Raw genomic sequence first — 14029 nt, forward strand, 5'->3', positions numbered from 1 at the left:
TTAATTAATCTTCTCAACGTCAATTTTCATGTTGATTTTTCTTGGTTTAATTCGTTCAATAAGCTTATTCTTCTCCATAGTAATATTTCTTAACCATATTTCAAGAGTAATGACACTGTGTATAAATTGATAATTTTCGTCAAAGGTTGAATTTCCATCTTCTGCTTTTAATAAATATATAGTAAGAGCTTCTATGAATTTTTTTCTATCTACTAATCCCATCTTATAAACTAAACAACTATCAAAAGAAAGGAATAATTCATTTAACCCTGGCTTGGAATTTAATAGTATTTTTTTTGTCATTCCTTCATAGGATGTTTTTTCCTTTTTAAATTTAAATATTTCAGGTAATGTTTGTTTGAATGATTCTCTGGCTAATCTTTTACTTGAAAAGTATGAACCATACTTAATTGATTCGATGTATAAATGCTCATGCGGTGGTATTTTAAAAACGAGATTTACTAGTCTTAAATCTAAAAAAGGATGAGTCATAGAGCTGTTTAAACTCAAAGAATCAAAGTACCTGGCTTTTGGCCACAAAAAGTCTAACATAAACCTATGTCCATCTAGCATATTTTTATATTGATCACTGTATAGTTTGTTAGTTGAAAAATTTTTTGATTGACAAATATATTCTGGAGCCTTAACTATTTCATCTTTCCACTGTGTCTTCACATATGTTCTTTTTGCTAATTTATTATTAAATTTAGATAAAAAAAGATTATAGAGATTTATATAATATTTTATATTGTAAGGAGATACTCTTTGCTGTTCATTTATTATTTTAAATAAATTAAATGCATTTTTAGCAGAGTCAAATTTAATTAAAGAATCTAATATTACTTCATCAAATTGTTCACCTAAAATCACATCACCGGACTCCCCCGTTATTGCCTGAACAGCACCTAACTCATTTATTAATTGATCTACTTGTAGGCATGCTAAACTATTCGAACGTGGCTCTGGCCCATCGATATATAACAGGGGATCGTTATCTATTAAGTTGTTTTGAAACCTTAAGGTATTATCAGCCCATAAAATATAAGAAGGTTTATCCAGACGTTTTGATACTTTTTTTACTATCTCCGAGTCTTGACTATACATTAAATCATTATTTTTAAAACCTATGTTAACGCATAAATAATTTAAATCGTTTTCTATTGCTGTTGCTAATATACTTCCTGAATCTAATCCGCCGCTAAAATGAATTGCAGTTAAACCATTATTCATTCTATCTATTGTTGATTCTTTAAATTTTTCCTTAAACTGACTTATAAAGTCTTTTTTGATAAATTTTGATGTATCAATTTCAAAATTATAATCAATAATTTCTTTTATTGATAATTTATTATTTTTTATAGTTAACCTGCTTCCTTTAGGTACCTTCTTTATTTTCATAAAGAAGGTATTATTGTCTGGCAATTCATTTTCACCTATAGCAATATCATTACCAAGGTGATATAAGACTGATTCAAAATTTACATCTACCGTAAATTCGCTATATACAATAATGGCCCTTATGTCATTCGTTATGATATAGTGGTTTTTATTCTGAAAGTAATATATTGGTATTGATGAATAAAAATCTGTAAAAAAATTCAATCCTTCATTGTTGAAATATGCTAGAGAGAACTCTCCGTATATTTCATTGTTTTCTTTGCCTGTTATGATTGAATTTAGACTTTCTTCTTTTATCCATCCGTCTAAAATGATTTTTTTGTTATTTATATCACTAATTAGTGGTTTGATTTTTGAAGATATAGCAATGTAACAATGATTTTGCTCTTGATATTTTATAAAATCATGGCTATCACTCAAATTTTCATAGAAATTTTTTACGTTTCTAACGTAAATATCATTATTTTGATTTTCTAAATTTGTGACAATCCAGAACGATTTATTTTTATTTAGAGACATAATTTAATAAATCCTCAACCATTATCTTAGAATCAATTATTTTCATTTCATTTAAAGCTACTCGGCCTGGATTAAAAAATACTTCTTTATTAAATCTAGAGTCTTTTAATTCAATCCATGCATGTCCAAAGATTCTTTGGTCAATTTTCGTTAACCCATAAATTAATGTTGAATCATAACCATTTGAATACAAATATAGTTGTATACAAAGTGATAGCGTATAACAAGTACTATCTTCTTTGTACATACCATTTTTATCATGCATTTTTTTCAAAAAATTTTTTATATGGAAGACTTTTTTATTAAGGTCTAATATATTGTTTTTCTGTCTTTTTTTTAAATAATCTTCATAAAATTGCATGCTTAATCTTGTATAAACTAAATTGCTATTTTCTAAGATACTCATTGCTTTGATAAACTTATGTATATTTAGAAGCATATTCATTTCATTAGATAGTATATTCAAATATCAATCCTTTTTGTTCTAATAAATAAAGGGCTTCTTTTAAGTTATCTAAATCGGCATCATTATCTATTTGTAACTCCTTAATGATTTTAGATATTGAGATGACTTCCATATTACAAGTCCAAATATCTTTTGCTGCACCAATTAACCCAATGTATATATCATTATCTTTATCCAATAATATTATTTCTTGTTCATCTAAATCTGTAAAGATTACATTACTTTTCTTTATAAAGAATTTTTCTTCTGTATTATTCATATCTAATGTAAATTCCAATGTATACCCGTTATCTTTCAAGTTGCCTCTTTGTTGGCTGCACTCCCTTGCCGTCGCGATCCATCTTGAAATCCATTGGGTATATAGTGCATACAATAAATCATAAGAGATAAATAAGGTTTATACCCGTCATCTTTCAAGTTGCTTCTTTGTTGGCTGCACTCACTCACCCCGGTCACATAGTTATCTATGCTCCCGGGGATTCGCTCCCTTGCCGTCGCGATGCATCTTGAAATCCATAGGGTATATAATTTCTGCGCTCCTTACTTATCTCTATTTTTAAAGTTTATCCGCGACGAACACCTCTTGCATGCATACCATCAGCAGGTGCCGCTTTTTTACGTAAAGTGATAGAAATAAATGAGCCATAAGTCTTAACTAAAGGTTTTTGAGTTTTCATAATTTATACTCCAGATTAATTTTAATGTAAGAACCTTAAAATCAAGTTCAAGGTTAAAGTACAATAATTCTTATCAGAGATCTATCTTAAATTGTATTATTTTTATGACACTTTTATGACTATTGCGAGTTATTTTTATATTTCAACTTAAAAACATAAGGGGCGTCAATGAATGATCAAATATTATCCAGATTAGAAAATCCCGCTTATAATACTTATTCCAGAAATTAAGTTTTCATCCAGGCTCGTATACGTTTCTTTCTTATACTTAATTTTCTGCCTTCTTATTTCAGTATATTCGATTCAATTCGTTTCAATATCGCGATATTTTCCACTACATTTTCTCGGTTGAGTTTCTAACGCCTTTTGAATCGCTCGGTGGAGATGTTTTTGATTATCTTGGACACTTAACAAATAATCTGCCCCGGCATCAAGGAGTTCCCGCGCTATCTGGGTTTGACACTCCATAGCATCGATAGAAACCAGCGCCCCTTTCCCCGATATCCCCGTCCGCACTGGACGGGGGTTTACAACGGTTTTGCTAAGAAACTTAAATTTATTTTTAACTTTTCATCCTATGAAAAAATATTATCCTGTAAGATATTAACTCCCTATAATAATAGATTAGTCCAATGAAACCTTTTGAATTGCATCAAAAGCACACTGTTGATCTAAAGAACCACTCGGAGCGCCACCAATACCGATTGCACCAATCACTTGATTATCACTAGATTTAACAGGAACACCACCACCAAGTAATAGGAAGCCTGGAATATCCCCTAAATATTGAGCACCAAGATTTGATTGCGCAGTTTTCATTACGTCCTCTGACGTTCTCTGAGTAGATAACGCGGTATAAGCTTTCATTTTGCTCGCATCAACGGTATGCAATCCGGCTTTATCCATACGCTGAACCACTTTCAGAACCCCACTTTTATCAACAACAGAAACCGTTACGTTGTAGTTATTAGCCGCACAAGATTGAATTGCTTCAGAAGCTAATTTATTTGCTACCTCAAGAGTAATATTATGTTCAGTAATTAGTGATGAAGCAAAAGCAGATTGAGCGAATAAACCTGCTGCCAAAACAGTATAGAAAAGAGAATGTTTCATAGGTAAACCTCATTAAGTTTAAGTTGATGAATTATCCTGTTCTAACTTAATGAGATTTATCGGCTATAGCTATTCGGCCAATTACTTATTCGACTCAGTAGAAATACTTAGTCATAAGATAATGACTTAAATAATTCATACTCTTTGACTAACTGTGGTAAAGAATGTATATCCAATTTATGAAATATATTGGCACGATGAACCTCAATAGTACGTGGTGATAACGATAACTGTTGAGCAATTTGTTTGCTGGTTTTACCTTCCAAAATAATTTTCATCACTTCCCTTTCACGTTCAGATAATTGGCTAAATTTCGTTTTCAACTGCTCATATATCTGACGTTGCCTAAATACTTTCTGATGAAATAATAATGCACTTGAAACTGTTTCAATTAATAAATCTGCATCAATAGGTTTGGTTAAAAACTCAAAAGCACCGTTTTTAAAAGCACGACGACAAATATCAATATTTCCGTGTCCGGTCATGATAATAACCGGTAATGTACTATTGAGTTTTAAAAGATCGGCCTGCAATGCCAATCCAGGTTTTCCCGGCATACGAATATCCAATAAAATACATCCCTGAAGCGCTGCAATATTCTTGCTATCAATTTCATCAAGAAATTCTTGTGCACCAGGAAATGAACTTACCTGCCAATTCATTGTTTCTAATAACATAGATAATGAGTCACGGATCGCTTCATCATCATCAATAAGATAAATTACTGTCGCCATTATTTCTCCTTACCTTTATTAGTTGGTAACAAAATAATAAAACGCGCTCCTCCTGTTTCACAATTTTCAGCATTAATATCACCACCAAGTTTATGAATTAATGTTTCTGTTAACGTCATTCCCAACCCCATACCTTGTTGGCGTGTTGTGAAGAATGGAATAAACACGTTATTTAAAGCTTCATCACTTAATCCAGGGCCACTATCTGTTATCACAATTTTTATCATGTTATCGATATAGGTGATATCAATGCAGATCCAATTTTGATATTCTGACTGACCTTGCTCTTGCTCTGCCTGAATGGCATTGCTGATTAAATTATGAAATATTTGCTCAATCCACAACGGCTCGGCAGATATCATTGGCAGTTCATCACAAATATGCTTTATTACCTTGATTTTACCGGCCTTAATTTCATTTTCGAGCAATATCTCAACTCGACCTAATATCGCTTGAATATTCACAGGTTGTAAAATAATATTACCGGCCGTCAGTTTTTGACGGTATTGTGTCAATAAATTTGCGATACGTTGAGTTTGCAAAATTGATGAATCCAATATTGGAGATATTTTATCATATTGCTGCTTTTTCATTAACCGCAATGCGGTTTGGTTATAACTCATAATCGCCGTCAAAGGCTGATTTAATTCATGAACAACACCTGTTGCCACTTCATCCATTGTATTTAAGCGGGTAAATTCAAAGAAATGTGCTCGTAAATCGGAAATTTTCCTCAACCTTTTATTCTTCTGAATTAAAAAGATAAAACAGATAATCACTGCCCATAAAAAACTCAGACAAACAATATAACCCCACGGAATTTTAGACCATTGTTGATCGTTACCCACTTTAAGCACAAAAGGCTGAAGACGATTGGTTAACTTTTTCTCCCAATTCCAAAAATAGTGCTCTTTCTCCAGTCCATACGTAATCAATGGGCGATTATCCCAATCCAGTTGTACCATTCGAAATTGTGACAATAATGATAGATCTTTCATCAGGATATTAAGATCTATTAATAACCGGATACTATCGCGCTTACTATTAAGCCAATATCTTCCCTTTCCCTCTTCACTGATTATAGGGAATATTAATACCTCCATTGGCATCTCTTGTAATCCGACGATTTGAGGAAAGTTTTCCTGTAGCTGATCTAATTCGATATTAGTATCCGTTAGTGATACAATCGCGTCATGTTGTGCCAGCTTTTCACTCAGCTCTCGATAAAGAATATTAAATGAAACTGTTTGTTGTTGATAATTCTGATTTAGTGAATGATTAATCATTCCCCAAATAGTCAAACCTGTTAACACAATCCACGCCAAAAAATGCCACATATAATTACCTGAAAAGATATCTTTCATGACGTTAAAATACAGTCAGAATATATAAAGAAAACGGCTATTAAACAGGATGAGTTGAATTTTAGAGAACATGTGGCATTGAGCAGCATATTAAAATTCATTATAGCGTAATTATTTCATCAAAACATTTTTTAAAATAAATAGTTGACTATGGTAAATGAAACTCCAGCTCTAGCTTATTTTGTCTAAGCATGTTTCAGCTCCTGATCAAATTATTTCGATAGATAGACCCCCTAATAAGGGTTTACGGTAACCCCTGTCAAGGCTCTTAATATCATGTCAAATTTACTGAATAATCTAAGGTAATCACCTAATCAATCAACTCGGCGAAAGGGTTTTCTTTCCCTTGGGCATCACGCCGATATCTATAAAAATATCAATATTTATCAATCAGTTAAGATAAATCCTCACCATTATTCTATATTTGACCAGAAAAAACACTTTACAATCGATAGTGATAATTATTATCATTCGTATCGCTTTCAGATGAACTGCCTTTAGGATACAAATGAAAGCACGACATTGCTCACATTGCTTCCAGTGTTTACTTTAGCCAGCCAAGTGCTGGCTTCTTTTTATTAATTAACCCAATCACCAACTGTTCAAAATATTTGAATTTTTAAGTCAGGTTTTTAAGCTTTAATGCTATCTCTTCTCAATTAGACTGTAAAAACCATTGAGGAGATTTGAATATGATCCATTTACGCAAAGCATCAGATCGCGGCCATGCCGATCATGGCTGGTTAACTAGCTGGCATACCTTCTCATTTGCCAGCTATTACGATACTAATTTTATGAATTTCTCAGCATTGAGAGTCATTAATGAAGATTTCATCGAAGCAGGTCAAGGTTTTGGTACCCATCCGCATAAAGATATGGAAATACTGACCTATGTTCTTTCCGGTACCGTTGAACACCAGGATAGTATAGGAAATAAAGAGCGGGTACCTGCCGGTGAATTCCAAATTATGAGCGCAGGTACCGGCATTCGCCATTCAGAATACAATCCGAACAGTGATTGCCAATTACATCTATATCAAATTTGGATCATCCCAAGTAAAACGGGTTTAACACCGCGCTATGAACAACGTCGCTTTGATGATGTACAAGACCGCCAACGGGTGCTCTCGCCTGATGCACGGGATGGTTCACTGAAAGTATTTCAGGATATGACTTTATGGCGTTGGGTACTTAAGGATCACGAAACCGCCGAATATGTCGCAGAAAAAGGCCGTTATATTTGGATACAAGTCATTCGTGGCGAAGTGACAGTTAATGGTGTCAAAGCCACCACCAGCGATGGTTTGGCTATCCGAGATGAAATCAATCTTCAACTTAGCAGCAGCAACGATAGTGAAATATTGTTGTTTGACCTTCCTCCGACATAAATATCAAATTAAGCCTCACCCTAACGGATGAGGCTAAAGAATTGACAATTACAGTTTAGGACCCGCTTTCACTAAAGCTTCCCCCGCCGGGGTATCGGTATATTTATCAAAGTTGTCGACAAAACGATGAGCCAAATCTTTCGCCTTCTCTTCCCATTGAGATTTATCTGCATAAGTCTTACGTGGATCAAGAATTTCGGTATCAACACCCGGCAACGCTGTCGGAACCGCCAGATCGAAAATAGGTAATGTAATGGTATCAGTTTCTTCAATATCACCATTTAGGATGGCATCAATGATCCCACGGGTATCCTTAATCGAGATTCGTTTACCCGTCCCATTCCAGCCAGTATTCACCAGATAAGCCTTAGCACCTGCGGCCTGCATACGTTTTACCAACACTTCCGCGTATTGGGTTGGATGCAAAGTCAGGAATGCGGCACCAAAACAAGCAGAAAATGTAGGTGTTGGTTCAGTCACACCACGTTCAGTACCTGCCAATTTTGCCGTAAAACCAGATAGGAAGTGATACTGAGTCTGTTCAGGTGTCAAACGAGATACCGGAGGTAACACACCAAATGCGTCCGCAGTCAGGAAGATGACCTTAGTTGCATGGCCCGCTTTGGAAACCGGCTTAACAATGTTTTCAATATGGTAGATAGGATAAGAAACACGGGTGTTTTCAGTTTTTGAACCATCATTGAAATCAACCGTGCCATCTGTCAGTACAGTAACATTTTCCAGCAACGCATCACGTTTAATCGCATTGTAGATATCAGGTTCCGCCTCTTTGGACAGATTGATGGTTTTCGCGTAACAACCACCTTCAAAGTTGAATACACCGTCATCATCCCAACCGTGCTCATCATCACCAATCAGCTTACGTTTTGGATCAGTGGAAAGTGTGGTTTTACCTGTACCAGACAAGCCGAAGAAGACCGCAACATCCCCTTTCTCACCCACGTTGGCAGAACAGTGCATTGAGGCAATACCTTTCAGTGGCAACAGGTAGTTCATCATAGAGAACATCCCTTTCTTCATTTCGCCACCGTACCAAGTACCACCGATAAGCTGCATCCGCTCTGTCAGGTTGAACGCAACAAAGTTTTCAGAGTTCAAACCCTGCTCTTGCCATTGCGGGTTGGTGCATTTTGCACCGTTCATCACAATAAAATCTGGTTTGAACTCAGCCAACTCTTCATCTGACGGACGGATAAACATGTTTTTAACAAAGTGGGCCTGCCACGCAACTTCTGTGATAAAGCGGACTTTCAGTCGTGTATCTGCATTAGCACCACAGAAAGCATCAACCACAAACAAACGTTTGCCTGAAAGCTGTTTAGTTACCAAGCCTTTCAGATATGTCCATGTCTCCTGCTGTAATGGTTTGTTATCATTTTTACCTTTTCCCTGGTCAGCCCACCATACGGTGTCACGGGTGATATCATCACGAACAATGTACTTATCTTTGGGGGAACGACCCGTGAAGATCCCCGTATCGACAGCCACAGCCCCCAGGTTGGTCAGAGTGCCACTCTCGCAGCCTTCGAGTGAAGGTTTGGTTTCTTCTGAAAATAACAACTCATAGCTTGGATTATAAATAATTTCGTTAACATCATGGATTCCGTAGCCCGCGAGTTCCTGCGGGGTAATGCCTTTAACACTCATGTCATTGCTCCTGGTGGGTAGTCACGCTTTTTCTGTGAGCAATAATAAATAGTTATGATTAATTAACAGCGATAGTTATCAAAAAATTGAAAACCCACTATTTTTTTAAGTTTGATCTTGGGCCAAAGGTACGAAAACAGTTTTGAGTATTATGATGGATTTGATAGAAAGGCGCGGATCCGCGCCTTAAAAGGTGAAAAAGTGTGTTTAGATAGAATATCAATGGAGCCGGTTCTTTTTTTCTATTCTGATTGCAGCAAGATCATCAGCATCAAAAATATAGTGCGTGCCGCAATACTCACACGCCATATCAATGTTGCCATCTTTCTGCAAAATATGATTAACATCCTCATCGGAAAGTGTGACTAATGTGTCAGCACAACGTTGGCGAGAACAAGTACAACGGAATTCAACCGCTTGCGGTTCATATAATATGACATCCTCCTCATGATAAAGGCGGTGCAAGATCTCCTTAACTTCCAATGAAAATAACTCTTCACCTTTAATGGTTGCAGTAAGTTGCACCAGATGATCAAAAGCTTCTGCACTCCCCTGTTCCGCTGTTGGCAGAATCTGTAACAACATACCACCAGCAGCAACGCTTCCATCTTGAATGCCAGTACGGATAAATAGACGAGTCGGTAGCTGTTCAGACTGTCTGAAATAATCATCAAGGCAATCCGCCAGTGTTTCACCTTCCAACGCAACCACTCCCTGATAACGCTCACCATGAGTTGGCGTAATGGTAATAACCATATAGCCGGTACCCACCATCTGTTTCAAACTGCTATTTTCAGTCACTAATCCATCAATACGAGCGACACCACGTATTTGTTGCTGATGATTACCATTGATAACAGCCAGTTTGACCGGGCCATCTCCCTGAATCTGAACCGTAATATCACCATCAAATTTCAGTGTTGCAGTTAATAAACTAGTTGCTACCAACAGTTCTCCCAATAATTGCTGTACCGGCTGCGGGTAATCATGATTTTCCAAAATATGCTGGTAAGTTTCACTGGCTAAAACCAGTTCACCACGTACAGAATAATTCTCAAATAAAAAACGGTGTAATTGGTCTTGTTTAAACATAAATATCTCTCATTCGAGCAGGTTATTCCTGCCCATTTAATTTGGTGTTCTTAAACTTAATCAACGTGCGTCTTTCTTTTTTATCCGGTCGGCGATCAGGATGAGGCATAGTTAATGCATTCATTTTTCGAGCAATTGCCATTTTTTCCCGGTTAGCAATACTCGCTTCCGTTTCTTGATAAAGTTGCTGCGCCTCCGGCGCCCCACGCCGATGATTGCTTAGCGCAAGAACTTCAACTATACGTTCATCATTACCTTGACGCAGTTTAATTTCAGCCCCTGGTTCAACCAATTTACTCGGTTTACTTCTTTGACCATTATAGTGAACTTTACCACCGTCTATCATTTCCCGTGCAATAGCCCGTGTTTTATAAAAGCGGGCCACCCACAGCCACTTATCCAGACGGATAGCTTGATCGGAGTCTGAATTACCCTTCATTTTTCCTCTCACTATCAGCTTTGGCGAATAAAAAAGCCTAACATACCATTGTCGATTATCGCCAACGTGTAGGCGGAAAAAGTGTATTAAAACAGTTATCGTAATATTGCTTGATTTTGTTTAGACGTTGTTTGTTCTGCCTATTTTTCTTAACAACCAGCACAAAATTAATGATTAAGGTCGTAAAAAGAGCCAAGAATAAAATAGTGGTACCAACACAACGAGCAAGTGTCATGGCATCTAGTTCACTATGCAACACAATCCGGCGGGTTCCATTACTATCTACAGACAATTCCGTGACAATTCCCGTTGTCTCAAAGGGTGTTTGCAATACCATATCCGATAACCGCTGTAACTCATGCCATTGTTCCAACGCACTATGATCTTCCAACACACTATGATCTTCCAACACACTATGATCTTCCAACGCACTATGGTCTTCCAACACACGATGGTCATAAGAGATGATGGCTGGCGTTATATACTCAACCAGTTGTTTGCCTTCATCACTGATAAGTAGAACACCGCCAGGAGAAGGGCTATTAAGCAGCATTGCAACTTTATCTATTTCCCGGTAGATAAATGATGATGTCGTCGCATCAACCAATTTCCCCAAAGCTTCAGCGCCTGTCGGACGCAATAAAACATGAGTACCATCCAGCTTGCCACTTTCTGCACTCTTTAACAAAGTTAGCCAATCATTAGCACTACCCAAGTTAACCAAAGCATTTTTCAATCGTGAACAGTCTGTTTCTTTTTCACATAATTTTTTAGTTTTCAATACAATATCAGAGAAATCATCCAATAAAATCATACCAGATTTAAAAATCTCCTGAGTAAAATCTGGATTTATTACATCGCCATTTTCCTGTAAACGTAATTGTTTATTAACAGTTGTAATCAGTTTAGCTGCATTTTCTATAATTTCTGATTCTGGTATTGGCAGTGGATTAACCCTATTCCAATATATCCCCGAACAATCGAACGGAGAAAAATAGGTGTCGCCTTTACCGTTCATATTGTTTGGGGGCATATAACACATACCAACCCCTTTTGCTTTCAGGATATCCCCAACTCGCAATTCCATCCCTTCCATCATATTAGCGTCAGTGATAACTTTTGTGCTGCTGCCACGCAACCAGGCAAAACTGAGTTTCATCGGTACACTAACCGGCTGATAAATATAGAGCAGTAACATAATAAGCAAGCAGCTAACGATCATCATGAGATTTTTTCCATAACGACGATAAGGGTAATTTTTCTCTTCATCATGCAAAGAGAGACAATGCCCTTGCCTGACTACCTGACCGTTAGTGTAAATATCAATATTGGTTTTCTGATCAAAATAGTGATCAACATAGGGCTCCCAATGAGGAGGATAGATTAAATCAATCCCACCAAGAGAAATATTACTCATTTGTCCTTGTTCAAATTCGCCAAATAATCCCCATCGTTTGGGTATACCGGTAAAACAGTGAATATCCTGGCGCCTGCATATTGAGAGTGGGCAAAGTAATGGCCAAAAACTGACAACGACTAAACTACCTGCAATCAACATCAGCCACGGCAAAAGCAGTGCCGGTGAAAGTAACGCAAGAAACCAAATGAAAAATCCGAAACACAAAAATCCCCCCTCCCAAATACCCGATGAGTGATTCAACCGGTATTCTTCCAATGTCTCTTTACGAATATTTTGTAACTTTACGCTGGTTTCACCATTTTTTTGGATCGATGCCTGCTGATGAGATATATCTGAGATTACCGGAGCAGAAGGAAAATCCTGTTGAAAATCTTTCAGAAAGTGACCATTAATCGAAATAACCAATGGTATTGTCGCGGTGTGAACAACATCAATAATATTCTGCTGTTTAATAAAAGGCTCAAGGAAAAACGGCAAATGAATTTCTGCCATATCAATATAATAACGCCAGCTATGTCGTTCATCTGAGGCAACAGAAAACCGGGTAATGGAATGACAGATAGTATAAACCATATCATTTTTACCCATCAGAATTGGCCAACTTGTTTTATTAATACGGTCCGTTACAACTGGCGGCAACACTCGATTCAAATAACATTCAATAGCCTGGTATTCATCAGCACTAAGTTTACGATAGGTTGGTTCAGCAACAGAAGGCAGATAACGGGCGTTATCATGTAGCTTCCATTTGAAAATCAGAAAGGAAGCCATGACAATCAGGCTAATTATCAAGATAGCCAATATAACGACTGTTACGCTCATTTTATCCCCATACCTATGACAATCTTGCTATTGTTGTTTGCAAATTAGCAACTACACGTTAAGTTCTGAATTAGGTTATTTCTATTTATTTTTATTTTTTAATTTATTTTACAATGAGTTACATAATAACGCGCTAAACTATATACAATATAGATCTATTTCCAAAGAGGATAAAGATAACAGTAACAACAATAACCAGCGATAATCACTATCATTTATCAAAATAATCGGCCATATTTAGTCAAGCTATGGAGTGTACCTAATTTCATCATAAAATATAAGGTTAATGAAATAATTTATGACGTAATAATGCACAGGCACTCAACTCAACCAATATTAAACCATCAGGGGCAATTATGAATGACCTGAAAAACCCTAAAATCCTCAACATAGAGGACATTGCCCATTCACGTTTATTTCATATTCAGTCAGTTGATCTCGAATTTAGTAACGGTGTAAAACGCGTTTATGAACGGATGCGTCCGGCCAATCGGGAAGCTGTTCTGATAATCCCGGTCATTGGGGATGAATTGTTGCTTATTCGTGAGTATGCAGTCGGTATTGAGCAGTACGAATTGGGCTTCCCTAAAGGCGCGATCGACCCTGGGGAAAGTATCTTTGAAGCCGCTAACCGTGAATTAAAAGAAGAAGTCAGTTTTGGCGCCAGAAACATAGAACAATTAGCCAAACTCACTATGGCCCCATCCTATTTTTCTAGCAAAATGAACATTGTTATTGCCGAAAATCTCTATCCAGAAAGCCTGGAAGGGGACGAACCTGAACCACTACCACAAATACGTTGGCCAATAGCAGATATGATGTCATTACTGGATCACGCTGATTTCAACGAAGCGCGCAATGTCTGCGCCCTATTTCTGGCACAAAAATACTTAACACACCGTTGAAATTCACAGGCACAACAGCGCTTC

At 36.7% G+C, this 14029-nt stretch carries 13 protein-coding genes and 1 pseudogene; 2 read left to right on the top strand and 12 right to left on the bottom strand.

Annotated elements, in window-relative coordinates:
- The 8 genes and pseudogenes from SLS51_RS10680 to SLS51_RS10710 form a co-directional block, all read right to left on the bottom strand.
- Positions 1 to 1917, bottom strand: coding sequence for an asparagine synthase-related protein (locus SLS51_RS10680; RefSeq protein WP_323838123.1), 1917 nt, complete (start codon positions 1915 to 1917; stop codon positions 1 to 3).
- Positions 1904 to 2383 (bottom strand): lasso peptide biosynthesis protein, encoded by a 480-nt coding sequence (locus SLS51_RS10685; protein ID WP_323838125.1) that lies wholly within the window; start codon positions 2381 to 2383, stop codon positions 1904 to 1906. The genes SLS51_RS10680 and SLS51_RS10685 overlap by 14 nt, the downstream gene beginning before the upstream one ends.
- On the bottom strand, positions 2367 to 2681 hold the full coding sequence (locus SLS51_RS10690) for a hypothetical protein (protein ID WP_323838127.1): 315 nt from the start codon (positions 2679 to 2681) through the stop codon (positions 2367 to 2369). The genes SLS51_RS10685 and SLS51_RS10690 overlap by 17 nt, the downstream gene beginning before the upstream one ends.
- Before the next feature lie 265 nt (positions 2682 to 2946).
- On the bottom strand, positions 2947 to 3060 hold the full coding sequence (locus SLS51_RS24655) for a lariocidin family lasso peptide (protein ID WP_439126873.1): 114 nt from the start codon (positions 3058 to 3060) through the stop codon (positions 2947 to 2949).
- A gap of 348 nt (positions 3061 to 3408) precedes the next feature.
- Positions 3409 to 3555 (bottom strand): annotated as a pseudogene (locus tag SLS51_RS24660) (ISAs1 family transposase); the annotation flags it as partial.
- 129 nt (positions 3556 to 3684) lie between these two features.
- Positions 3685 to 4173: a GlcG/HbpS family heme-binding protein gene (locus tag SLS51_RS10700; protein WP_323838129.1), complete on the bottom strand. Its 489-nt coding sequence runs from the start codon at positions 4171 to 4173 to the stop codon at positions 3685 to 3687.
- A 107-nt stretch (positions 4174 to 4280) separates the two neighbouring features.
- On the bottom strand, positions 4281 to 4907 hold the full coding sequence (locus tag SLS51_RS10705) for a response regulator transcription factor (RefSeq protein ID WP_323838131.1): 627 nt from the start codon (positions 4905 to 4907) through the stop codon (positions 4281 to 4283).
- Complete coding sequence (locus SLS51_RS10710; protein ID WP_323838133.1) at positions 4907 to 6244, bottom strand: sensor histidine kinase; 1338 nt, start codon at positions 6242 to 6244, stop codon at positions 4907 to 4909. The genes SLS51_RS10705 and SLS51_RS10710 overlap by 1 nt, the downstream gene beginning before the upstream one ends.
- 719 nt (positions 6245 to 6963) lie before the next feature.
- On the opposite strand from SLS51_RS10710, the gene SLS51_RS10715 reads away from it, so the two are divergent.
- A complete protein-coding gene (locus tag SLS51_RS10715; RefSeq protein ID WP_323838135.1) occupies positions 6964 to 7659 on the top strand; it encodes a pirin family protein in 696 nt (231 codons plus the stop codon).
- 48 nt (positions 7660 to 7707) lie between these two features.
- Here the strand turns inward: SLS51_RS10715 and pckA are convergent, their stop codons facing one another.
- From pckA to SLS51_RS10735, 4 genes are all read right to left on the bottom strand, one after another.
- Positions 7708 to 9327, bottom strand: coding sequence for a phosphoenolpyruvate carboxykinase (ATP) (gene pckA / locus SLS51_RS10720; protein ID WP_323838137.1), 1620 nt, complete (start codon positions 9325 to 9327; stop codon positions 7708 to 7710).
- A gap of 219 nt (positions 9328 to 9546) precedes the next feature.
- On the bottom strand, positions 9547 to 10419 hold the full coding sequence (gene hslO / locus SLS51_RS10725; protein WP_323838139.1) for an Hsp33 family molecular chaperone HslO: 873 nt from the start codon (positions 10417 to 10419) through the stop codon (positions 9547 to 9549).
- Positions 10420 to 10441: 22 nt separating this feature from the next.
- On the bottom strand, positions 10442 to 10858 hold the full coding sequence (hslR, locus tag SLS51_RS10730; RefSeq protein WP_323838141.1) for a ribosome-associated heat shock protein Hsp15: 417 nt from the start codon (positions 10856 to 10858) through the stop codon (positions 10442 to 10444).
- A 55-nt stretch (positions 10859 to 10913) separates the two neighbouring features.
- Entirely contained in the window at positions 10914 to 13100 is a 2187-nt protein-coding gene (locus SLS51_RS10735; protein ID WP_323838143.1) for an intracellular growth attenuator family protein, read from the bottom strand.
- A gap of 356 nt (positions 13101 to 13456) precedes the next feature.
- Between SLS51_RS10735 and nudE the strand changes: the two genes are divergently transcribed.
- On the top strand, positions 13457 to 14005 hold the full coding sequence (gene nudE, locus SLS51_RS10740) for an ADP compounds hydrolase NudE (protein ID WP_323838146.1): 549 nt from the start codon (positions 13457 to 13459) through the stop codon (positions 14003 to 14005).
- The last annotated feature ends 24 nt before the right edge of the window (positions 14006 to 14029 follow it).

Origin of the sequence: Photorhabdus africana (genome assembly GCF_035181445.1) — a bacterium.
GTDB classification, from domain to species: Bacteria; Pseudomonadota; Gammaproteobacteria; order Enterobacterales; family Enterobacteriaceae; genus Photorhabdus; species Photorhabdus laumondii.

Excerpts from the sequence above, each read along its gene's own strand:
- SLS51_RS10680 (WP_323838123.1), bottom strand. The coding sequence starts at position 1,917 with ATGTCTCTAAATAAAAATAAATCGTTCTGGATTGTCACAAATTTAGAA.
- SLS51_RS24655 (WP_439126873.1), bottom strand. The coding sequence starts at position 3,060 with ATGAAAACTCAAAAACCTTTAGTTAAGACTTATGGCTCATTTATTTCT.
- SLS51_RS10700 (WP_323838129.1), bottom strand. The coding sequence starts at position 4,173 with ATGAAACATTCTCTTTTCTATACTGTTTTGGCAGCAGGTTTATTCGCT.
- SLS51_RS10705 (WP_323838131.1), bottom strand. The coding sequence starts at position 4,907 with ATGGCGACAGTAATTTATCTTATTGATGATGATGAAGCGATCCGTGAC.
- SLS51_RS10710 (WP_323838133.1), bottom strand. The coding sequence starts at position 6,244 with ATGTGGCATTTTTTGGCGTGGATTGTGTTAACAGGTTTGACTATTTGG.
- SLS51_RS10715 (WP_323838135.1), top strand. The coding sequence starts at position 6,964 with ATGATCCATTTACGCAAAGCATCAGATCGCGGCCATGCCGATCATGGC.
- pckA (WP_323838137.1), bottom strand. The coding sequence starts at position 9,327 with ATGAGTGTTAAAGGCATTACCCCGCAGGAACTCGCGGGCTACGGAATC.
- hslO (WP_323838139.1), bottom strand. The coding sequence starts at position 10,419 with ATGTTTAAACAAGACCAATTACACCGTTTTTTATTTGAGAATTATTCT.
- hslR (WP_323838141.1), bottom strand. The coding sequence starts at position 10,858 with ATGAAGGGTAATTCAGACTCCGATCAAGCTATCCGTCTGGATAAGTGG.
- SLS51_RS10735 (WP_323838143.1), bottom strand. The coding sequence starts at position 13,100 with ATGAGCGTAACAGTCGTTATATTGGCTATCTTGATAATTAGCCTGATT.
- nudE (WP_323838146.1), top strand. The coding sequence starts at position 13,457 with ATGAATGACCTGAAAAACCCTAAAATCCTCAACATAGAGGACATTGCC.